The 22,943-nt window shown below is 36.6% G+C and carries 18 protein-coding genes and 1 tRNA gene; 10 read left to right on the top strand and 9 right to left on the bottom strand.

The features are described from left to right. Window positions 1–190 precede the first annotated feature (190 nt). From bioA to EKM02_RS03035, 4 genes are all read right to left on the bottom strand, one after another. Window positions 191–1,462, bottom strand: coding sequence for an adenosylmethionine--8-amino-7-oxononanoate transaminase (gene bioA, locus EKM02_RS03050; protein ID WP_126451997.1), 1,272 nt, complete (start codon window positions 1,460–1,462; stop codon window positions 191–193). Window positions 1,463–1,519: 57 nt separating this feature from the next. Further along, window positions 1,520–2,137, bottom strand: a complete 618-nt coding sequence (bioD, locus tag EKM02_RS03045; protein ID WP_126451996.1) for a dethiobiotin synthase — start codon at window positions 2,135–2,137, stop codon at window positions 1,520–1,522. A 564-nt stretch (window positions 2,138–2,701) separates the two neighbouring features. Then, window positions 2,702–3,502 carry a TIGR00266 family protein gene (locus tag EKM02_RS03040; RefSeq protein WP_126451995.1) on the bottom strand — a complete coding sequence of 267 codons (801 nt, stop codon included), beginning with the start codon at window positions 3,500–3,502 and terminating at the stop codon, window positions 2,702–2,704. A 370-nt stretch (window positions 3,503–3,872) separates the two neighbouring features. Next, a complete protein-coding gene (locus EKM02_RS03035; protein WP_126451994.1) occupies window positions 3,873–5,165 on the bottom strand; it encodes an aminopeptidase P family protein in 1,293 nt (430 codons plus the stop codon). A gap of 215 nt (window positions 5,166–5,380) precedes the next feature. On the opposite strand from EKM02_RS03035, the gene EKM02_RS03030 reads away from it, so the two are divergent. Further along, window positions 5,381–8,218, top strand: coding sequence for a glycosyl hydrolase (locus EKM02_RS03030; RefSeq protein ID WP_126451993.1), 2,838 nt, complete (start codon window positions 5,381–5,383; stop codon window positions 8,216–8,218). 73 nt (window positions 8,219–8,291) lie between these two features. On the opposite strand, the gene aceA is transcribed toward EKM02_RS03030, so the two are convergent. Both aceA and aceB read right to left on the bottom strand, forming a co-directional pair. After that, entirely contained in the window at window positions 8,292–9,572 is a 1,281-nt protein-coding gene (gene aceA, locus EKM02_RS03025) for an isocitrate lyase (protein WP_126451992.1), read from the bottom strand. Window positions 9,573–9,634: 62 nt separating this feature from the next. Continuing rightward, on the bottom strand, window positions 9,635–11,236 hold the full coding sequence (gene aceB, locus EKM02_RS03020; RefSeq protein ID WP_126451991.1) for a malate synthase A: 1,602 nt from the start codon (window positions 11,234–11,236) through the stop codon (window positions 9,635–9,637). A gap of 161 nt (window positions 11,237–11,397) precedes the next feature. Between aceB and EKM02_RS03015 the strand changes: the two genes are divergently transcribed. From EKM02_RS03015 to EKM02_RS03000, 4 genes are all read left to right on the top strand, one after another. Next, window positions 11,398–12,879, top strand: coding sequence for a helix-turn-helix domain-containing protein (locus EKM02_RS03015; protein WP_126451990.1), 1,482 nt, complete (start codon window positions 11,398–11,400; stop codon window positions 12,877–12,879). A gap of 379 nt (window positions 12,880–13,258) precedes the next feature. Next, window positions 13,259–13,924 carry a succinate dehydrogenase cytochrome b subunit gene (locus EKM02_RS03010; RefSeq protein WP_126451989.1) on the top strand — a complete coding sequence of 222 codons (666 nt, stop codon included), beginning with the start codon at window positions 13,259–13,261 and terminating at the stop codon, window positions 13,922–13,924. Window positions 13,925–13,937: 13 nt separating this feature from the next. After that, window positions 13,938–15,938, top strand: a complete 2,001-nt coding sequence (locus EKM02_RS03005; protein ID WP_126451988.1) for a fumarate reductase/succinate dehydrogenase flavoprotein subunit — start codon at window positions 13,938–13,940, stop codon at window positions 15,936–15,938. A gap of 73 nt (window positions 15,939–16,011) precedes the next feature. After that, the gene (locus EKM02_RS03000) at window positions 16,012–16,758 is read left to right on the top strand and encodes a succinate dehydrogenase/fumarate reductase iron-sulfur subunit (RefSeq protein ID WP_091253757.1); all 747 of its coding nucleotides are present in this window, start codon (window positions 16,012–16,014) and stop codon (window positions 16,756–16,758) included. A gap of 80 nt (window positions 16,759–16,838) precedes the next feature. Here the strand turns inward: EKM02_RS03000 and EKM02_RS02995 are convergent, their stop codons facing one another. Then, window positions 16,839–17,402: a hypothetical protein gene (locus EKM02_RS02995; protein WP_126451987.1), complete on the bottom strand. Its 564-nt coding sequence runs from the start codon at window positions 17,400–17,402 to the stop codon at window positions 16,839–16,841. A gap of 73 nt (window positions 17,403–17,475) precedes the next feature. Between EKM02_RS02995 and EKM02_RS02990 the strand changes: the two genes are divergently transcribed. Continuing rightward, window positions 17,476–18,246: an amidohydrolase gene (locus EKM02_RS02990; RefSeq protein ID WP_126451986.1), complete on the top strand. Its 771-nt coding sequence runs from the start codon at window positions 17,476–17,478 to the stop codon at window positions 18,244–18,246. Window positions 18,247–18,249: 3 nt separating this feature from the next. Here the strand turns inward: EKM02_RS02990 and EKM02_RS02985 are convergent, their stop codons facing one another. Beyond that, window positions 18,250–19,902: an Ig-like domain-containing protein gene (locus EKM02_RS02985; protein WP_126451985.1), complete on the bottom strand. Its 1,653-nt coding sequence runs from the start codon at window positions 19,900–19,902 to the stop codon at window positions 18,250–18,252. 218 nt (window positions 19,903–20,120) lie between these two features. On the opposite strand from EKM02_RS02985, the gene mce reads away from it, so the two are divergent. The 3 genes from mce (at window position 20,121) to EKM02_RS02970 (ending at window position 21,128) form a co-directional block, all read left to right on the top strand. Further along, window positions 20,121–20,522 carry a methylmalonyl-CoA epimerase gene (gene mce / locus EKM02_RS02980; RefSeq protein WP_126451984.1) on the top strand — a complete coding sequence of 134 codons (402 nt, stop codon included), beginning with the start codon at window positions 20,121–20,123 and terminating at the stop codon, window positions 20,520–20,522. Window positions 20,523–20,665: 143 nt separating this feature from the next. Beyond that, window positions 20,666–20,739, top strand: a tRNA-Ile gene (locus EKM02_RS02975). A gap of 167 nt (window positions 20,740–20,906) precedes the next feature. Next, complete coding sequence (locus EKM02_RS02970) at window positions 20,907–21,128, top strand: hypothetical protein (protein ID WP_126451983.1); 222 nt, start codon at window positions 20,907–20,909, stop codon at window positions 21,126–21,128. Between the two features lie 36 nt (window positions 21,129–21,164). Here EKM02_RS02970 and EKM02_RS02965 read toward each other — a convergent pair whose 3' ends face one another. Beyond that, window positions 21,165–21,752, bottom strand: coding sequence for a riboflavin synthase (locus EKM02_RS02965; RefSeq protein ID WP_126451982.1), 588 nt, complete (start codon window positions 21,750–21,752; stop codon window positions 21,165–21,167). Between the two features lie 57 nt (window positions 21,753–21,809). Between EKM02_RS02965 and pdxA the strand changes: the two genes are divergently transcribed. Then, complete coding sequence (gene pdxA, locus EKM02_RS02960; RefSeq protein ID WP_126451981.1) at window positions 21,810–22,859, top strand: 4-hydroxythreonine-4-phosphate dehydrogenase PdxA; 1,050 nt, start codon at window positions 21,810–21,812, stop codon at window positions 22,857–22,859. Window positions 22,860–22,943 lie beyond the last annotated feature (84 nt).

Here is a 22,943-nt window from a genome sequence, read left to right as displayed (position 1 = left end):
TCGCAAAGGTCGCAAAGTTATTTACATTCTGCGTTCAATCTGCGGAAAAATAGCACACCAATGACGCGGATCTGAACCGATAAAAAACGGATTTTTTTTAATCAGTGAAAATCCGTTTAATCTGTGGCCAGAAAATAGCACACGGATCTAAACCGATCAAAACGGATTTTTCTAATCTGCAGCCAAAAAACTAGACTATTTCTAACGCTTTTTCGACCACTTCATACACTTTTTGTAATTGCTCATCGGTAATAACATAAGGCGGTAAGATGTAAACGATATTACCAACAGGACGCAGAATCACTCCGTTTTCGATAAAAAAATCATAGAGTTTGTTCCGTAAACTCCCGTAATAACTGGCAGCACTTTCGGTTTTTATTTCTAAAGCAAAAATAACGCCCAGCACTCGGGTTGCAGTAACTTTTGGATGATTTTTGATGCGCTCCTGAAAGTTCAGATGCCTTTGATTGACCCGAATTAAATTCGCCTGCATTTCATTCGTTTGCAGCAATTCCAAACTGGCCAAAGCCGCTGCACAACCTGTTGGATTTGCTGTAAATGTATGCCCATGAAACAACGCTTTATTAATATCATCATCATAAAAAGCATCAAATAAATCCTGTGTAAAAGTCGTAATCGCCATCGGAATTGTTCCTCCGGTCAACGCTTTAGACAAACACATCATATCTGGTTTTTCAATCAAATAATCCGTTGCAAACGTTTTTCCCGTTTTCCCAAAGCCGGTCATCACTTCATCTGCAATAGTCAGTACATTATTCTGCTGACAAATTCGCATTAATTTATCTAACGATTCCGGTTCGTACATCACCATTCCTGCAGCTCCCTGAACCAATGGCTCAAAAATAAAACCCGCACAATTATTGTTTTTTATTACATGACGTAAAGCGTTATAACTTTGCTCTTCCTGCCCTTTAACAGGAACCGGAATCCGAATCACTTCAATCAAAGAATCCTTAAATGCTTCCACAAAAAACGATATTCCACTTGCGGCCATAGCACCAAAAGTGTCTCCGTGAAACGCATTTTCAAAAGCAATTATCACCGTTCTCTTTTCTCCTTTATTGAAAAAATATTGTAGGGCAACTTTAATCGCAATTTCAACAGCTGTAGAACCATTATCGGAAAAGAATATTTTTTGTTGATTTTTAGGTAAAATTTCCATTAGCTTCTCTGCTACCAAAATAGCTGGTTCGTGAGTGAATCCGCCAAATAATACGTGCTCTAATGTGGTGAGTTGTTTGTAAATCGCATCGGCGATAAATGTATTGGAATGTCCGTACGGATTGACCCACCACGAGGCAATCGCATCAATATATTCTTTGTTGTTTTCGTCCCAAAGCAAAGCGCCTTTCCCCTTTTTGATCGCAATTGGTAACGCTGCCGTTTTGTGTTGGGTATACGGATGCCATAGATATTGGCGGTCTCTTTCTGTTAAAGTCATTTTAAATAATATATTTCACAAAGATACACAGAGAAAGCACAGAGTTTCCCAAAGATTTTATAAACTCAATAGCTGCTCCCGAAATAAAGCTGCATATTCCTGAATTACATTTTGATCAAAATACGGTTCTTGCGCTATTCGTCCAATGCACTTTACAACCGTTTTACTCAGAATTATTTCTTCAGTAGCCTTATTTTCATCGCCCGAAAAAATAATTCCGGCGATTTTAATTTTTCGGTTTTGCAAAGCTTCAATGGTCAATAACGTATGATTGATACTTCCCAGATAATGTCGGGAAACCACAATCACTTTGTAATCGGGCTGAATCAAATCTACAACACAATCCTTAGCGTTTAACGGCACAAAAACACCGCCTGCACCTTCAATAACCAAGTGGTTTTGTGTTTGAGGTTCACTAATTTTCTTTAAATCAATAACAACTCCATCTCGTTCTGCAGCAAAATGAGGACTTGCAGGCGTTTTTAAGGCATAACCGTTGGGATGAATTACCGTCTTTTTATTGGACAAAAACGATTTAATCTTATGACTATCTGAGTTGTCTAAATCCCCCGCTTGAATGGGTTTCCAATAATCAGCTTCTAAAGCTTCTGTTACAATGGCTGACGCGATGGTTTTACCTACATCAGTACCAATTCCTGTGATGAATAGTTTCATAAATTTAGCCTGCGGACAATTCTGATTTTACAGATTATCTCTAATTTTATTTGTTATGTTTTTTATTGTTTGTATGTATAATACGTTTCAATTCTGGATTTTCCCCAAAGCACATTACCAATCCAAGATCAATCTCAGAAGTTTTTGAACATTTCATTCTTTGTATGTAATTCAAGCATTCCGTTTCGGAGTGTAAAACCCCACATCGTTTTGTTCTCTAGAAAACCATGAGGCAAAATAATAGCGGTTCCTTTCCTGATATCGCAATAGGAGATGATGGTGTTTTTAAAGATAATTTGTTTCCCTTTTTTGGGTTTGTTTCGAACGACTGCAAAATTAGGACTTTAATTTTTTTTAAACAGATGCGTCATATTATTTTTTAGAATTCTTGTATGGATTAGACTAAAAAATGCCAATAAAAATTAAAAAAAATATTTGAGCAGAATTAGTAAACAAAAAGTGTTTTTGTTTTGTCATCTCGACGAAGGAGAAATCACATTCTTGACTTTTATAATGAGACCCCCTCCTTTGTCGGGATGACAATTGGACAGAATACTTTGTAAACTAAAATCGTTTATCACCATTGAGTAAACTGCCTAAACCGCCCAATAAACTACCTTCGTCGCGACTGTTTCCGCCAGCTCTAGGAGCAGATGCGATGATTCTGTCGGCGAGTCGACTGAAAGGCAACGATTGCACGTAAACTGTTCCCGGACCACGAAGCGTGGCGTAAAATAAACCTTCACCACCAAAAATAGAATTCTTGATCCCGCCAATAAACTCAATATCGTAATCCACATCTTTGGTAAAACCTACGATGCAACCAGTATCGACTTTTAGGATTTCGCCTGTTGCTAATTCTTTTTTGGCTAATGTTCCGCCGGTATGCACAAACGCCAAACCGTCACCTTCTAATTTTTGCATGATAAAACCTTCGCCACCAAACAATCCGCGACCCAGTTTTTTAGAGAATTCAATTCCCACTGAAACACCTTTAGCGGCGCAGAGAAAGGCATCTTTCTGGCAAATGAATTTGCCGTTAAATTGCGTTAAGTCAATTGGGATTATTTTTCCGGGATACGGTGAGGCAAAGGAAACTTTGCTTTTGATAGTATTTTGATTGATGAACGCGGTCATAAAAAGACTTTCGCCGGTCAATACTCTTTTTCCGGCACTTAAAAGTTTATCGAACAATCCGTTTTCTTGTCCGGAACCGTCTCCAAAAATAGTTTCCATTTGGATATTATTGTCCATCATCATAAAACTTCCGGCTTCGGCAATTACAATTTCCTGTGGGTCTAATTCTATTTCCACATATTGCATTTCCTCGCCGTAAATGTGGTAGTCTATTTCGTGTGCTTGCATGATTTCTGTACTTTAAGTTTTTGTTTAAAAGATTTTACCATTAAGAAATTAAGTTTCATTTAGAAACAGAGCTTAATTTTTCTTAATTACTTAATGGTTTAAAATATTTTTTGTTTTTGAATAGGTCGGTAAGATGATTAAAAAGTTACAGCTTTACCATGGATTTTGGAATTGATGTTTTGGAATTGTAGATTTTCTCGTTGAAGTGCGCAAGGGATTACTTCATCGTACATTTATTTTTATAGGAGTTCAGTGAATTTCATTTGCAGCGAATAGCCCGACGCAGCCGGAGTTTACGGAGGCTGGGTAGCGCCCAAAAAAAATCGGTTCACATTGCTGTAAACCGATTTCCTTATACGTTTTTAAGGAATTAACTGTTCATTAATTCTTCAATTTCGTCTACTTCAATTGGGATGTTACGCATCATGTTGAATGGTTCGCCGCTTTCCTGAACGATAATGTTATCCTCCAGACGGATTCCGAAACCTTCGGCAGGAATGTAGATTCCAGGCTCTACGGTAAAAACCATATTCGCTTGCATGGGTTCGGTGAGGATTCCATAATCGTGCGTGTCCAATCCCATGTGGTGTGATGTTCCGTGCATGAAATATTTTTTGTAAGCGGGCCATTCCGGTTTTTCGTTTTGCACATCGGCTGTGTCAATAAGACCCAAACCTAGCAATTCTGAAGTCATTAATTTCCCCACTTCGATATGATATTGTTTCCAAAGTGTACCTGTTGTCAGCATTTTAGTCGCTTCATTTTTTACGCGTAAAACGGCATTATACACTTCTTTTTGTCTTTTGGTATACGTTCCTGAAACCGGAATGGTACGCGTCATGTCACTGGAATAATTCGCATATTCAGCCGCAACATCCAGTAAAATCAAATCACCGGGTTTGCATTGTTGATTGTTCTCTATGTAATGCAATACATTAGCATTATTTCCGGAAGCAATAATTGGCGTGTAGGCAAAACCTCTTGAACGGTTGCGAATGAATTCGTGAATTAGCTCGGCTTCAATTTCGTATTCGGTAACATTTGGTTTCACGAAAGGTAATATTCTTCTAAAACCGAGTTCCGTAATAGTACAGGCTTTTTGGATTAAATCCAATTCTTCGGTTTCTTTTACAGAACGTAGGCGTTGTAATATCGGATTGCTTTTGGCAACTGCATGTGCTGGATATTTGTCTTTCCACCATTTTACAAAACGGGCTTCGCGAGTTTCGGTTTCTACAGTAGCGCGGTAATGCTCGTTGGTATTGATGTAAATCGTGTCAGCGTGCGTCATCATCTCAAATAAGACTTTTTCAAATTCCTGCAACCAATACACAGTTCTGATTCCTGTTACTTCAAAAGCACGCTCTTTAGTCAGTTTTTCCCCTTCCCAAATGGCAATGTGCTCACTGGTTTCTTTCAAGAATACCATTTCTCTTTGGTGCTCGTAAGGCGCATCCGGGAAAAGCAATAAAATACTTTCTTCCTGATCTACTCCGCTCAGATAAAAGATGTCGCGGTGTTGTGCAAAAGGCAACGTACTATCTGCCGAAACGGGATAAATATCATTAGAATTAAAAATAGCAACGCTTTTTGGCTTCATCTGAGCCATGAACTTAGCTCTGTTTTTTATAAATAAATCGCTGTCAATTTGATGGTATTTCATGTGTTGATTTTTATTGTTTTTTATTGAATAAGCGTAATTAGCAGAGCGCTAGTATTGGTTCTGATACCATTTCTGGGTCTACTCATTTCATTACACATCGTTTAATATCTTGAATAATCAAAAATACTAACTTTGAGAGAAACGGATGTTAATTACTCAATAAAATTTTCAGATAACTATTTTTATGATTAATTTTCCAACTCAAATTAATTTACATGAAAAAAATAGTGCTTTTTTCGGCTCTTATTGTACAAAGTATCTCTTGGGGACAAGTTTCTGCCGAAGCGATTCAGCAAGCATTGGAAGCCAAAAAAATAATGGAGAAACAATCGCTTTTTCAAAATGTTGCTTTCGAAAATGTGGGTCCAACGGTGATGAGCGGAAGAGTGGTAGATGTAGATGTAAACCCCGAAAATCCAACCGAGTTTTATGTGGGCTATGCCTCAGGCGGACTTTGGTACACGAATAATAACGGAATGAGTTTTTCGCCTATTATGGATGCGGCGCCTACACAAAATGTGGGTGATATTGCGATAGACTGGAAACAAGGCACGATTTGGGTAGGAACTGGCGAAGTCAATTCGTCGCGATCGTCTTACGCCGGAATTGGAATTTTAAAATCCGAAGACAAAGGAAAGACTTGGCAAAATATGGGATTGCACGACAGCCATCACATCAGCAGAATTTTGATAAATCCATCAAATCCAGATGAAGTTGTTGTGGGTGCCGTGGGTCATTTGTACTCAAAAAATGAAGAAAGAGGAATTTACAAAACGACAAATGGTGGAAAAACGTGGAGTAAAACACTTTATATCAATGATGAAACGGGGATAATAGATGTGGCTGTTTCACCAAAAAATTTCAAGGTTCAATATGCGGCTTCTTGGAGTAAAGACAGAAAAGCATGGGATTTTATAGGAAGCGGTGCTACTTCGGGAATTTATAAAAGTGAAGATGCGGGATTGACATGGAAACTTTTCACGAATGCTGAAAGCGGATTTCCGGTTGGAGAAGGCGTTGGAAGGATTGGTTTAGCGGTATATGACGATGAAAATGTGTATGCCATTTTGGACAACCAATTTAAAAGACCGTTACAATCCAAAAAAAGTAATTCGTTACCAATTGCATTTTCTGTTCCGGGAGACGAATTCTTAAAATTACCCAATAAAAGTCTGAATTCTATTTTAAAGAATTACGGATTGACAGAAAAATACAGAGCCGAAAATATCAAACACTGGGTTCAAAACGGCTATTTGCAACCTAACGAAGCTGCCAAAGTAGTTTTGGATGCGATTAATAGTTTAGCCGAGACAGAAGTTATTGGAGCCGAAGTTTACAAATCAAGTAACGGAGGAAAAAATTGGACGAAGACCCATCAAGATTTTATCGATGATTTCTTTTATTCATACGGGTATTATTTCAGTGTTATTTCAGTTGATCCTAACGATGTCAATAAAATTTATTTATCGGGTGTGCCCATTATAAAATCAAATGATGGCGGAAAAACATTCACCTCCATAAGCGAAGAGAATGTTCATGCGGATCATCATGTTGTTTGGGTGAACCCAAATAAATCTGGGCATTTAATCAATGGAAATGATGGCGGTCTAAATATTTCGTATGATGATGGAGCGCACTGGGTAAAAAGTAATTCGCATTCAGTAAGTCAGTTTTATTCAGTAAATGTAGATGAGCAAGAACCGTATAATATTTATGGTGGGATGCAGGATAATGGGGTTTGGGTTGGTCCAAGTGATTATAAATATTCCTCAGAATGGTACCAAACCGGAAAATATCCTTACGAAAATTTGATGGGTGGAGATGGAATGCAGACTCAAATTGACAAAAGGAATCCCAATATTGTTTTTACAGGGTTTCAATTTGGAAATTATTACAGAATTGATCGCGCCACTAACAAGCGGGAGTATATTTCGCCAAAGCCAAAAAAGGACGAAAAGCCCTTTCGATTCAATTGGCAAACGCCTATTTTATTGTCTTCACACAACCAGGATATTTTATACATGGGATCTAATTTCTTGCATCGTTCGATGAATCAAGGGGAAACTTGGACGGCTATTTCGCCGGATTTAACGCAAGGAGCAAAAGAAGGAAATGTTGCTTTTGGAACAATTGCTGTTATCAGTGAAAGTACCTTGCAGTTTGGGTTACTATACACAGGAAGTGATGATGGATTGATTCATGTTTCGAAAGACGGCGGTGCAACTTGGAACAAAATTTCGGGAAATTTACCGCAAAACAAATGGGTTTCAAGAGTCGTGGCTTCGGCACATAAGAAAGAAAGAGTGTATGCGACTTTGAACGGGTATCGAAATGATGATTTTACCAGTTATGTTTATATGTCAGATGATTTTGGTCAAACGTGGAAAAATATCGCCAATAATTTACCTGCAAGTCCTGTGAATGCAATTGTGGAGGATAATGTAAACGAGAATGTTATATATGTGGGAACGGATAACGGTTTGTATGTTTCATTAAATAAAGGAACATCTTGGGATGATTTTTCTAATGGAATTCCAAACGTGGCCGTTCACGATTTAGTGATTCAAAAGAAAGCAAAAGATTTAGTGGTAGGAACTCACGGTCGTTCAATTTATAAAGTCAATTTGGATCAAGTGCAACAACTGAATGATAAAGTTGTAGCGGAAAATCTTCATGTTTTCGAACTTAAAAAGATAAAAAAAACAAAAGAATGGGGAAACAGCTGGAGTTCTTGGGCTAAGGCTTCAGAGCCAAAAGCGGAGATTTGGTTTTATTCGAATGGAGATGCAGAAGTACTTTTACAAATTGAAAACAGCTTGAAAGAAGTAATTTATTCTCAGAAAGTAAAAGCTGTAAAAGGATTGAACAAACACGTATATGATCTTTCCATAACCAAAGCAATTGCTGATAATTGGAAAAATAAAGACAAAAAATTAAAAATGGAACCAGCTAAAAACGGCAACTATTACCTTCCGGTTTCAGTGAATAAAATAAGCATTCAAAAAGGAAAAGAGAAAGTGGTTACTGATCTGGAAATTATCGAATCAAAATAAACAGTCCTTTTATTTTAAAAACAAAAAACACGATTTCATCTGAAATCGTGTTTTTTTATAGTTGTTGTTCTGTTTAAAACTGTGCCGCTTCTGTAGAATCTTTCATTGCGGTTGTAGAAGATTTCCCGATTGTCACAGTATTTTGTACCGCATCAAAATAAGATGTTCCTACGAAACCTTGGTGTTTTACCGCTTTGAAACCGTGTTTTTGCAAAGCAAACTCTCTTTCCTGCAATTCAGAATATCCTGCCATTCCTCTTTCTTTATAGGCTTTAGACAATTCGAACATGCTGGTATTTAGTGCATGGAATCCAGCTAAAGTGATGAATTGGAATTTGTATCCCATTGCCGCAAGATCTTCTCTGAAAGTTTCCATTTCAGCCACGGATAATTTAGCAGCCCAGTTAAAAGAAGGCGAACAATTGTAAGCCAACATTTTTCCTGGGAATTTTGCGTGAATTCCTTCAGCAAATTTTCTAGCGTAATCCAGATCCGGATTGCTAGTTTCCATCCAAATTAAATCAGCGTAAGGCGCATAGCTCAATCCTCTGTCAATTCCTTGCTCCACACCACAATTTACATAGAAAAAGCCTTCTCCTGTTTTTTCGCCTGTGATGAATTTAGCATCTCTTGGGTCAATATCGCTAGTCAATAAGTTTGCTGCATCCGCATCGGTACGTGCCACAACAATTGTTGGCGTTCCCATTACGTCAGCTGCTAAACGAGCCGCAATCAATTTGTTGATGGCTTCTTGCGTAGGAACCAATACTTTTCCACCCAAGTGACCGCATTTTTTAGCAGAACTCAATTGATCTTCAAAGTGAACTCCGGCTGCTCCCGCTTCAATCATCGCTTTCATTAATTCAAAAGCATTTAGGTTTCCACCAAAACCGGCTTCGGCGTCAGCCACAATAGGAACTAAATATTCTTTTTTGTCTGCAGTCCCGTTAACCACTTGTATTTGATCTGCTCTCAATAAAGCGTTATTGATACGTTTTACAACCAATGGAACACTGTTAGCAGGATATAAAGATTGGTCAGGATACATTTCGCCGGCTACGTTTGCATCAGCAGCAACTTGCCATCCGCTCAAATAAATGGCGTCTAATCCTGCTTCTACTTCTTGAATGGCTTGGTTTCCGGTAAGCGCGCCAAGTCCGGCTACAAAATCCTGAGCATTTAGTTTATTCCATAAAGTATTCGCTCCAATTCTGGCTACGCTATGTTCTATTTGATACGAACCTTGCAATTTCACCACTTCTTCAGCAGTATATGGTCGCTCAATGCCATTCCATCTTGGGTTTGTAATCCAGTCGGTAACTAATTCTTGAATTCTTGTTTCTGTAGTTTTCATAGTGTTTATAAAGGTTTAATGGTGTTTAATAATTTTTTATTGAAATTGATTTTATTGAAATTTTAAATGTATTTGTATCCTGGAATAGTCAAAAACTCGATAAAATTGTCGTTCACGACCAGAATATCTAATAATTGTTCTGCCAATCTGTATTTTTGTTTTTCGTGATTCTCATCTCCAACGAGCTTTCTTATTTTTTCAAATTCTTCCATAGCCAGTCGGTGATAGTATTTTTCAGTCAGGACTTTTTGATTATCTAAAACCACTTTGTTTTGCAGCCATTGCCACAATTGTGATCTTGAAATCTCAGCAGTAGCGGCATCTTCCATTAAATTGTGCAAGGCCGCGGCGCCTTGTCCGTTGAGCCATGAAGCAATATATAAAACCGAAATACTGATGTTTTTTCGAACACCTTGCTCGGTAATGGTTCCTTTTGGCGTTTCCAGTAAATCACTTTCGGTAACGTATACGTCTTCTCTTTTTACCTGAATTTGGTTTTGGTTTGGCATGTATTTGTCGAATACCGTCATGGCAAGCGGAACCAAATCTGGATGTGCAACCCAAGTGCCGTCATGACCATTTTTTACTTCCCGTTCTTTGTCCGCAATTACTTTATCGAAAGCAATTTTATTGGCTTCTTCGTTGTTTTTTATCGGAATTTGTGCCGCCATTCCGCCTATTGCGTGAATATTTCGTTTATGGCATCTTTGTATAACCAATTGGGAATACGCACTCATGAATGGGGCAGTCATAGTCACCTGATCTCTATTTGGAACAAGAAAAGCTGGATTTTTTCTTAGTTTTTTGATGTATGAAAAAATGTAATCCCATCGACCGCAATTAAGGCCTACAATATGCTCTTTCAGTTCAAAAATGATTTCATCCAATTGAAAACTGGCCGTAATGGTCTCTATCAAAACTGTAGCTTTGAATGTTCCGTTATTTACACCCAAATATTCCTGCGTGAATTCGAAAACCTCATTCCACCATCGCGCTTCCAGATAATGTTCCAGTTTTGGAATGTAAAAATAGGGCGCCGTTCCATCCTCAATAAGTTGTTTGTAATTATGGAAAGCATACAAACCAAAGTCAATTAGCGATCCCGAAGTTTGTTCTCCATCAATCAAAATATTTTTTTCCGGCAAATGCAATCCTCGTGGTCTGACAAGCAGAACGGCAGTTTTGTCGTTCAGACTGTATTTTTTATTTTTTATCTTGTCTTCAAGAGTGATGGTTTTATTCACCGCGTCTTTCAGGTTTTGCTGTCCTGACATTAGGTTGCTCCACGTAGGCGAAGTACTATCTTCAAAATCAGCCATGAAGGTTTTTGCTCCGGAATTCAAGGCATTGATCACCATTTTTCTGTCGACTGGTCCTGTTATTTCGACTCTTCGGTCTAATAAATCCTTGGGTGTTTGCGCTGTTTTCCAATTGCTTTCTCGGATGCTTTTTGTTTCAGCAGGAAAAGTGGGTAAGACCCCCTGATCAAATAAATCCTGTTGTTTTTTTCGTTCTTCTAAAAGGTCGAGTCTTTTTTTGTTGAAATTTTCATGAAGTAAAGACAAAAAAGTCATGGCTTCATCAGTTAAGATTTCCGGGTACTGCTCGGTGGTTTCTTCTGAAAAATTTAACAAATTTTTCGAATATACTTCTTTAAAATTCATTTTTTAACACATTTAAATTGATACTATTAAACTTTTGCTGATAATTATTAATTATTCAACACTGCAATACTACAAAAAGTTTTTTACAAAACAAGCGAACGTACGCTAAAAATTAAAAATATTTTTTTTGGCGTAAATATTTTTTACATTATCTTTGAAATATGAATATAGAAAAGGATTATATCAAGTTAATTTTTGGACTTAAAATGAAGCAGGCTCGTACCAATAAAAAACTGTCTTTATTTGGTTTGGCAAAAATCACGGACCTTTCAAAATCGTACTTGAACGAAATTGAAAAAGGGAAAAAGTATCCTAAAACGGATAAAATTATTCTGTTAGCCGAAAAACTCGATATTTCCTATGACAATATGGTTTCCTTGAAACTGGATAATAATCTCGCCCCCATTGGAGAAATCCTAAAATCTGGTATTCTGAAAGAGATCCCGTTGGATATTTTCGGGATTCAGGAAAATGATCTTATCGACATTATTGCTAACGCTCCTGCAAAAGTCAATGCGTTTATCAGTACGATTATTGAGATTGCGCAACATTATAATTTAACCAGAGAGAGTTTCTTCTTGGCTTCATTGCGTTCGTATCAGGAAGCGCACACCAATTATTTTGAAGATTTAGAGCTGAAGGTTTTGCAGTTTTCCAAAGCGTTTTACGTAAATATTGACACTAAAATTTCGATTGAAGAACTCACAGCAATATTAATGGAGGAATACGGATATACGATAAAAGAACTTGTTTTTTCGGAACAAGAACAATTGGGGGATTTGAGATCGATTTTTGTGCCAAAAAGCAAGACTTTGTTACTTTCATTAGATATTGACGAACCTCAAAAAGCATTTATTCTGGCCAAAGAAATTGCGTATAATTATCTCGCAATCACCGATAGGCTGTATACGTTCAGTTGGATTAAGTTTGATAATTTCGACCAAGTTCTGAATAATTTTTATGCTTCATACTTTGCGGGAGCATTGCTTATTCCGAGGCAGAAACTGATAGACGAACTGAATTTATTTTTGTCCAAAACAGATCCGAAACCTCAGGAAATGATTGCTTTGATGAGCGGGTTTAATGTTTCTCCAGAATCTTTCTACCAAAGGCTGACCAATATTTTACCAAAAGATTTTCAGTTAAAAAATCTTTTTTTCCTGCGATTGTCCCATCAAAAAGGAACGGACACCTATCAGATAAAGAAAGAATTACACATCACCAATCAGCAGGAGCCGCATGCGAATGAAATGAATGAGCATTACTGCCGAAGATGGGTTTCGATACGCACAATTGAGGAGTCTTTGAAGCAAAAGAAAAACCACTTTTTTGATGCACAAATCTCCAGTTATGAAAACAGTAAAAATGAATATCTTGTTTTTTCATCCGCAACACCGGATCCGTTCAAAGTAGATTGTATCCGCAGTATTTCGGTAGGGATTTTAATCACTCCGGCCGTGAAGAAAAAATTTAAGTTTATGGAAAACGACTCCATTAAAAAACAAATTGTGGGGGTTACCTGTGAGACCTGTGCGGTAAAAAATTGTTTGGAACGGGCTTCTCCACCAATTCAGTTAGAGCAAAAAATGCGAAACGAGAATACGGATTTAATCGTGCAGCAATACATGACAAAATTCAGTTAATATAGAGTCCTGTTTTAGTAAAATAAATTTTAGTCTGGGAAGTGCTTTTTATTATGTTTTAAACATTTTAATTTCGCGCGAGAGTAATTAAAGGTTTGGAAATTGATGTATAAATTATTAATATCGAGTGCTTAAATACTATTTTTGCTCTTCAATAGTAAGATTGATTTTCAGTCTTTTTCATTTTTTATTTAAGTTTTTTTTCTTTTTTGTTGAATCATTTTTAGGTCATTTCTAGATTTGTGTTTGATATTTAAGGATTTCTTGGTGTTTTGTGTAAAACACTTTAAATTCATTATAAATAACAGCGAAAAGGTTGTAGTTGCTGTCTAATTGCTCTATTTTTGTACAATTCTTTAAAATCAATTATTTAAATCTTATGGCAAAATCTGCATTATTGAAATCGTCAATAGCAAAAAAAGTAGCTATGGCACTTTCAGGCCTTTTTCTGGTGTTGTTTCTAGCACAGCATTTTTTTATCAATATGACATCGGTTTTCAGTGCCGATACTTTTAATTCCATTTCCCACTTTATGGGAAATAATCCATTGGTTCAATTTGTTATACAGCCTATATTGATTGTAGGGGTAATATTTCACTTTATCATGGGTTTTGTCTTGGAATTTAAAAATAACAGTGCAAGACCAATTTCTTATGCTAAGAATAACGGAGCGGCTAATTCTTCTTGGGCTTCAAGAAATATGATTATTTCTGGATCAGTAGTTTTGGCTTTTTTATTAGTTCATTTTTATGATTTTTGGGTTCCCGAAATGGTTTACAAATACGTAGATGTTAGTCCATTGAATGAAACTAGATATTTTCATGAATTAGCTGAAAAATTTGAGAGTCCAATACGAACGGGGTTGTATTGCTTATCGTTCCTTTTATTGTCATTGCACTTATGGCATGGATTCAGTTCTTCTTTTCAATCCGTTGGATTTAATAATAAGTATTCAAAATCGTTAAAAGGTTTCGGATACGGTTTTGCAATCGTAATTCCTTTTGGTTTCATTTTCATTGCATTATTTCATCATTTTAATCATTAATATTAAATTATAAATGGCATTAGATTCAAAAATTCCAGGAGGTTCAATTTCGGACAAATGGACAAATTATAAAGATCATATTAATTTAGTAAACCCTGCTAACAAACGTAATTTAGATATTATTGTAGTAGGTACTGGATTAGCTGGAGGTTCTGCAGCTGCAACATTAGCAGAGTTAGGATATAATGTAAAAGCGTTTTGTTTTCAAGATTCACCACGTCGTGCGCACTCTATTGCTGCACAAGGGGGGATTAACGCTGCAAAAAATTATCAAGGAGATGGAGATTCAACTTTCCGTTTGTTTTATGATACTGTAAAAGGCGGCGATTATCGTGCGCGTGAAGCAAACGTACACCGTCTAGCTGAGGTTTCCACTAATATTATTGACCAGTGTGTGGCTCAAGGTGTTCCTTTTGCTCGTGAATATGGTGGATTATTGGATAACCGTTCTTTTGGAGGTACATTAGTTTCTCGAACTTTTTATGCCAAAGGACAAACAGGTCAACAATTATTACTTGGAGCGTATTCAGCAATGAATCGCCAAATAGGTCGTGGAAAAATAAAAATGCACAACCGTCACGAGATGCTAGATTTAGTAATTGTAAACGGTAAAGCAAGGGGAATCATCGCGCGAAACTTGGTTACAGGAGAAATCGAAAGACATTCTGCTCATGCTGTAGTTATTGCTTCCGGAGGATACGGAAACGTATTTTTCTTGTCGACTAACGCAATGGGAAGTAACGTAACAGCAGCTTGGAAAATTCACAAAAGAGGCGCGTATTTTGCTAATCCATGTTACACACAAATTCACCCAACTTGTATTCCAGTATCCGGAGATCACCAAGCAAAATTGACCTTGATGTCTGAATCGTTGCGTAATGATGGCCGTATTTGGGTTCCTGCAAAATTAGAAGATGCAAAAGCGATTCGTGAGGGAAAATTAAAACCAACTCAAATTGCAGAAACAGACAGAGATTATTATTTAGAAAGAAGATATCCTGCTTTTGGAAATTTGGTACCCAGAGATATTGCTTCTCGTGCGGCTAAAGAAAGATGTGATGCCGGTTTTGGTGTTAACAAAACGGGAGAAGCTGTTTATCTTGATTTTGCTGCCGCAATCGAAAGATACGGAGTGGATCAAGCGAGATTAAAGCATTTAGACGAGAATGATAAAGCTTTGGTTATTAAGTTAGGAACAGAAATTGTAGCAAATAAGTACGGTAACTTGTTCCAAATGTATGAGAAAATTGTGGATGAGAATCCATATTCAACTCCAATGATGATTTATCCTGCCGTGCATTACACGATGGGAGGAACTTGGGTTGATTATAACTTACAAACTACAATTCCAGGTTGTTTCTCTATTGGAGAATCTAACTTTTCAGATCACGGAGCCAACAGGTTGGGAGCTTCGGCACTGATGCAAGGTTTGGCTGATGGATATTTTGTTCTTCCCTATACTATTGGAGATTATTTAGCCCCAGATATTAAGATGGGTGCTATCTCTACTGATTCTCCTGAGTTTGAGCAAGCTGAGAAAAATGTTCAACAACAGATTGAGGAATTGATGAATAATGGTGGTACTAAACCAGCAGATTATTTCCATAAAAAATTAGGAAAAATCATGTGGGACAAAGTAGGAATGGCTCGTAATGCCGAAGGTTTAACAGAGGCACAAAATGAAATTGCCGCAATTAGAGACGAATTTTATAAAGAGGTAAAGATTCCTGGAACAGCGGATAGTTTTAACCCAGAATTGGCGAAAGCACTTCGTATTGCTGATTTCCTTGAATTAGGAGAGTTGTTTGCCAAAGATGCCCTGCATAGAAATGAATCTTGTGGAGGTCACTTTCGTGAAGAATATCAAACTCCAGAAGGAGAAGCGCAACGTGACGACGAAAATTTTGCATACGTTGCAGCATGGGAATACAAAGGAAAACCAAGCGATGCGGTATTGCACAAAGAAGAGTTGAAATTCGAAAATGTTAAACTAGTTCAAAGAAGTTATAAATAATTTAGTCTAATGGCTAATGTCTTAAAGTCAATCGACTTTCGACTTTCGGCTTTAAGACTTTCAAACTCAAAATATGAAACTTACATTAAAAATATGGCGTCAGAAAAATGCCGCTGCAGAAGGAAAAATAGTTGAATATCCAATTGATGGAATTGAACCAGATATGTCTTTTCTTGAAATGCTTGACATTTTGAACGATGAATTAATCGTAAAAGGAGAAGATACTGTTGCTTTTGATCACGATTGTCGCGAAGGAATTTGCGGGATGTGTTCGTTGTACATCAATGGCGAAGCGCATGGGCCTGACCGTTTGGTTACAACTTGTCAATTGCACATGCGTAAATTTAAAGATGGAGATACTATCTTTATCGAGCCCTTTAGAGCAAAAGCATTTCCAGTAATTAAAGATTTAGTAGTAGACAGAGGTGCATTTGACAGAATCCAGCAATCTGGTGGTTTTGTATCTGTAAACACATCTGGAAACACGATCGACGCAAATACAATTCCTATTCCTAAACATGATGCAGATAGAGCTTTTGATGCTGCAACTTGTATTGGTTGTGGAGCTTGTGTTGCAAGTTGTAAAAACTCCTCGGCTATGTTATTTGTTTCTGCAAAAGTGTCTCAATTTGCTTTATTACCACAAGGTAAAGTTGAAGCTGCTGACCGTGTAATGAATATGGTTGCTCAAATGGATGCAGAAGGTTTTGGTAACTGTACCAATACTGGAGCATGTGAAGTAGAATGTCCAAAAGGAATTTCTTTGGAGAATATCGCTAGAATGAATAGAGAATATTTGTCTGCAAGTTTGAAAGGATAAAACCGTAATATATAAATTTATAAAACGCATTCAATGTCAAAGTTGAATGCGTTTTTTTATGTAAAATAATCTATTATACACTAATCTTTCCATCCCCAAGGTGCAGCAGGCGTACCTACTGTTTTTGTCAAATCAAATTTCACGGTAAACAGTCGGTCAGAACCGATGCGTCTGAGGTTGTACGTGAAAGAAGTTTCGTCTAGAGTAATCCACCAGATATTTGCAGCAGCATTTGGAATCAAATCATAGGTTTCCTCATCTGCCGGAAAAAACTGAAGCGTTGCTGACCCCGCATTAGTGGTTGTCCCTCCATATTGTGTCACTTTATCCTCCGAGCCATCTTCGTGGCGGTGGTCGTGTTTCAACTGGATGCGATCGTTTTCATAAGCAAGCACCCATGTTCTTGACTTGTCGTCTCCTACAAAAAACGGAATCCGAATCGTGTTTTCATCGCAGTTGCGGACATGCATCACCAGTTTTTTATCCCGAAAAGTGTCATTGGTTGCACCCTCTGTGACTGTTCCTTCAAAGGATTTCCCACATTGTTTTTGTAGGTTTTCCCAAAATTGTTTCGCTCCCGATTTTTCCTGTCCAAAAATCAAAACAGAAAATAATAGTGTACACACAAGAAGTGTCTTTTTCATAAAGTTCTTTTTTGCTAATATAAGAAACTTATGGTACGCAGATATTTCTTATTTTTATAAAAAATAAAGTAAAATGAAAATTATCCTAATTCAAGCTCCATTAGTTTGGGAAAACCCAAAAGCCAACCGAAACTATTTCGAAGAAAAAATTAATGCACTTACTGAAAAGGTAGATTTGATTGTGCTTCCTGAAATGTTCACAACGGGTTTTACAATGAATCCAAAAGATGTTGCTGAAACAATGCAAGGAGAAACTATTGTATGGTTACAATCATTGGCAAAAGCTACAAATAGTGCTATAGCAGGAGGTTTAGTTATTAAGGAAAACGGAAGTTTTTACAACAGAATGGTGTTTGTATTTCCTTCTGGGACAATTCAGTGCTATGATAAAAAACACTTGTTTACCTTAGCTGGCGAAGATAAAGTATATACTAGTGGCACCCAAAAAACGATTGTAAATTATTTAGATTGGAAAATTTGCCTTCAAATATGTTACGATTTGAGATTTCCTGTATTTTCCAGAAATTCAGAGGATTATGACTTGGTGATTTATGTGGCGAATTGGCCAAAAATTAGAACCAATGCTTGGGATGCTTTATTGAAAGGACGAGCGATAGAAAACATGTGTTATACCATTGGTGTCAATAGAATAGGAACCGATGCCAATGGACACGAATACATTGGTCACTCACAAGCAGTCGATTTTCTGGGGAATTACATTCAAGAGCCAATAGCAACAGAAGGTTTATTTTTAGTAGAATTAGACCAAGAAAAAATGCTGGAAACCCGACAAAAACTGGGTTTTTTGAATGACAGAGATTCTTTTGAAATAGAAAACAGGTAACATTTATTTCTTCTTGTCGGTTTTCTTTTTAGGTTCCGGAATGTAGGGAAGACTTAAATCAAATGCCTGATTGACGTCCCAATTTGCCCGAACATCAATTTCTTTGGAAAAGTAAATCACTTCCTCGGCTTGACGTTTTTCTAAATAATTACCGGAATCCCATTCCCGGTTTTTATTGGCATCATAAATAATACGGAGGGTGTACAGCCCAGGGTCAATTAAATTAAAATTTATTGTGGTGTTTTCTTCGGTATATTCCGTAACTAAAACATCCCCTTTCGCATTTGTGAGTTCAACAATGACGGGAAATTGTTTTACATTTTGCAACTGCACGGTCAGATTCCCATAATCAGCAGTGCTTTGAGTGTTTAATTTATACGTTAAAGTATCATTTGTTTGTTCGAAAAAATCAGTTAACGCTCCAGGTAAAATTTTAAATGTATAATTTTCGGAAGGTTCTTTTATGAAATCAAAAAATAGCTTTTGATTGAATTCGTCATATTTAGTGGTAAAAGGCACTGTATCTTTTGCGTTATTGGTTAGTTTTATTTTCGAATTTTCGAAACGGGTTAAAGGAGTATTACTTTCTAATGTAAATTGCTCTCTAAATTTTAAGGTTCCGTTTTGCAGGGCTATGACGTTTAAAGTATCTTTTTTCTGGTCTTTTATTTTAAAGTTGAATTTCGATTCATATTGACCTTTGGCTACAGCCAAATTTAGTGAATCAGCTTTAATGGGCTTGTACCAGATTTGAAGGGAATCTTTTTTTGGAAATTTAGTAATGACAGTAGGCAGAAGATTGTTGTTGTTTTTTAAAATTATTTTGGGACTGTCATCAGGAGAATTTATTAGTCCCTCATACCCTACTAACAAGCGGTTTCCTGAGGCTTGACTAGGCTTAAATGTTTTGAAAGGAAGTGTTTCCTTAAATAATTCTAACTCATAAATAGTGTCATTTGGAATCGTAATAAAGTCTTTGCTAAATCCAATTTTATCTGTTTTTGGGTTGTATTTATTGTTGCTGTTGTAGTCTTTCATGGCTACAAGAAGATATTTCCCTGCTTTTAAATTCTCTAAACGAAACGTCTTCAAGCTGTCCAGTGTGTTGGTTACATATCTTGGGGTTTCAGTATAAACAACGGAGTCCTTGAAACTGTCATTGACTTCGTAAAGCATAACTGATACGAATGATTCCACTTCCTTTTCATACGCACTTTTCAGAGTACCACCAAGGCTTAAAGAGTCAATATAATCGCCGGTAGAAAATACATATTTAAATTGATTTAACGGATTTCCTTCATTATTATCAGCAATACTTTGTCCAAAATTATAGCTGTACGTGGTGTTGGGCTGTAGTGTATCTTTAATTTTTATGGTGATCGTTTTACTTGCCGTTGTGGGTAAAACCAATGGATCGTTCTTCATTGGTGGTGAAATAATCAATTGTTTGTTCAGATTTTTTATTTTGATATTTTCGTCAAATACCAACTTAATCTCATCTCCTTTGAAGTTTGTGTTGAAGTTTTCCGGCAAACTCATTTTCAAAACAGGCGCAATAGTATCTTTTAATCCCCCGGTGATAGAGCCTCTTTTGGCACAACCAGCTACAATAAAAAGCAATAATAAGAAGGCGTATTTTAAATTGTTTTTCAACATATCAAATCATAATTAGATTGTACAAAATAACAATTATAATTCATGTGATTGCTATTTTTTATAAAATTATTATGAGCAATAAATTCAACTTCCTTTTTGTGGGAATGTTGTTTTTTCTTTTTAATGTTTAATTTTACCCAGAAAAATAATTGCAGTTATAATTCGCAGTGGTACCAGAGTTTTTCAACTAAAGTAGCGCTGCGCTCAAAACATAAATAATGAGAAAAATAGAACACATTGGGATTGCAGTTAAGGATTTAGAAGTGTCGAATTTAGTTTTCGAAAAGCTTTTTGGCGCTCCGGCCTACAAATTCGAGGCGGTGGAAAGTGAAGGAGTAACAACTTCTTTTTTTATGAATGGGCCGAACAAAATTGAGCTTTTAGCAGCTACCAATCCAGAAAGTCCTATTGCTAAGTTTCTTGATAAAAAGGGAGAAGGCATACACCACATTGCCTTTGACGTAGAAGATATAGTTTTAGAAATTGCGCGTTTAAAAAAAGAGGGTTTTATTGTATTAAATGAAATTCCTAAAAAAGGGGCTGATAACAAGCTAGTTGCTTTTTTGCATCCAAAAAGTACGAATGGCGTTTTGATTGAGTTGTGTCAGGAAATAAAATAAGTGTTTTCAGGATAATTCATTTAGTATTCTACAATTCAGCACGTTTCTCTTTAAAAGCGATGAATCATTGAAATATTATTGAAATCTAAGTCAAAATATTTGGAGTACATGAAAAATAGTAGTAATATTGCACACTCTTAACCGGTCCTATAGCTCAGCTGGTTAGAGCACCTGACTCATAATCAGGTGGTCCCTGGTTCGAGCCCAGGTGGGACCACAGTTTAAGTTTAAAAGCCTTGCAGTACTGTGAGGCTTTTCTTTTTTTATATCTAAAATTTTATAAAAACCGCCTTTTGTCAGCGTTAGTCTTGTTTATATTAAAAGGATGTATTTATTTTACACCATAAATACTCTGATTTTTTAAAGAATAATTCAATTTTAAATATGAAATTTATTCAAAGGTTTTTTATTACTCTGATTTTATTTGTGTTTTGTATTTTTAATGTAGTAGCTAAAGATCCACCACCGCCACAGGCAAGGACAACAAATGTGCCTCCGCCAGGACTGTCTGTAGACGAAAATATTAACAGCATGATGGCACTTGCCTTGTTATTTGGGATTTACATCATTTATAGCTTTAGGTTAAAACAAAAAACTCCAAACTAGATTGGAGTTTTTTTTGTTTATAATACTATTGAGTTCTTATTTGTTGGCATACAATCTGGAAACGTATTTACCAATGACATCAAATTCAAGATTTATTTTTGTGCCAACTTCAAAGGTTTTAAAATTAGTATGTTCGTATGTATATGGAATAATGGCGACACTAAACTGATTTTTCTTTGAGTTCACAACCGTTAAGCTAACACCATTTACCGTAATGGATCCTTTCTCAATGGTAATGTTGTTCCAATTTTCCTCGTATTCAAAGGTGTAAAGCCAGCTACCGTTAGTCTGCTCGGCAGTGATGCAGGTGCCCGTTTGGTCTACATGTCCCTGAACAATATGTCCGTCCAGCCTGTCTCCCAGTTTCATTGCTCTTTCCAGATTGATACTGTCCCCAACTTTCCAATCCGATAAATTTGTTTTTTTTATGGTTTCGGCAATGGCTGTTACGGTATAGAAAGTGTCGTTGATAGCAACAACCGTAAGACAGACCCCGTTATGAGCCACGCTTTGATCTATCTTAAGTTCACTGGTAATTGATGCGTTTATGGTAATATGAACGTTATTTTTTTCTTTTTTTATTTCTTGGATGACACCAAGGGTTTCTATGATTCCTGTAAACATTTCTTGTTTTTTTTACTAAATTTGCACTTCAAAATTAGCAATAAATAACGGTATGTCATTATGAAAAAAGCAGAAAATATAATTGTCGGAATTTCTATTGGAGATTTAAACGGTATTGGAAGCGAAGTTGTTCTAAAAACATTTGAGGATTCTCGCATGTTAGAGTTATGCACTCCAGTTATCTTTGCTAATGTTAAGTTGTTGTCTTTTGTTAAGAAAAGTTTTCCATCAACATCTTTGCTCCACGGGATCGACAAATTAGATCAAATTGTAGTGGGCAAAATCAATGTATTAAACCTCTGGAAAGAAAGTGTGGATTTAAATCTTGGCATGGATGATACTAAGGCAGGGGAATATGCTATAAAATCATTTATTGCAGCGACGAAAGCACTCAAAGAAGGTGTCATAGACGTTCTGGTAACCGCACCAATAAATAAATTCAATATACAATCAGACGATTTTAAGTTCCCGGGCCATACGGATTACCTAGACCAAGAACTAGAAGGCAATGCCCTGATGTTGATGGTTCAGGATACTTTGAGAATAGGATTGCTGACAGATCATATTCCGCTTAGTGAAGTCGCCTCGCAGCTAACGGAAGAATTGATTGTGCGAAAAATCGAAACGGTCAGACAGACTTTGATCAAAGATTTTGGCATTAATAAACCCAAAATAGCAGTTTTAGGTTTAAACCCGCATTGTGGAGATGGCGGAGTCATAGGGACAGAGGATGACTTGATTATAAAACCTACATTAAAAAAAATGTTCGACAAAGGGATCTTAGTATTTGGTCCATTTGCTGCAGATGGTTTCTTTGGCAGTAATCAATACGAGAAATACGATGCCGTTATAGCAACCTACCACGATCAAGGATTGATTCCTTTCAAAACATTATCTTTTGGAAAAGGAGTAAATTATACTGCAGGCTTGCATAAAATAAGAACCTCTCCAGATCACGGCACCGCTTATGATATAGCAGGCAAGGGAATAGCTGATTTTAACTCCTTCAAAGAGGCGGTATATCTGGCAATAGACATTTATCATTCCAGAAATCAATATGCGGAAATCAGCAAAAAACCATTGAAAACAAAAGAAAAGCAGTTGTGAACAAAAAAAAGTGAATAACAGTATTAGATTTGCAATAATTTTATATCTTTGCACTCCCGAAGTTTAGGGGAAAATTGTTGTTGA

Source organism: Flavobacterium sp. RSP49, from assembly GCF_003968735.1.
In the GTDB taxonomy this organism is placed as follows: Bacteria; Bacteroidota; Bacteroidia; order Flavobacteriales; family Flavobacteriaceae; genus Flavobacterium.
This window is presented reverse-complemented; position numbering and strand designations above follow the sequence as displayed.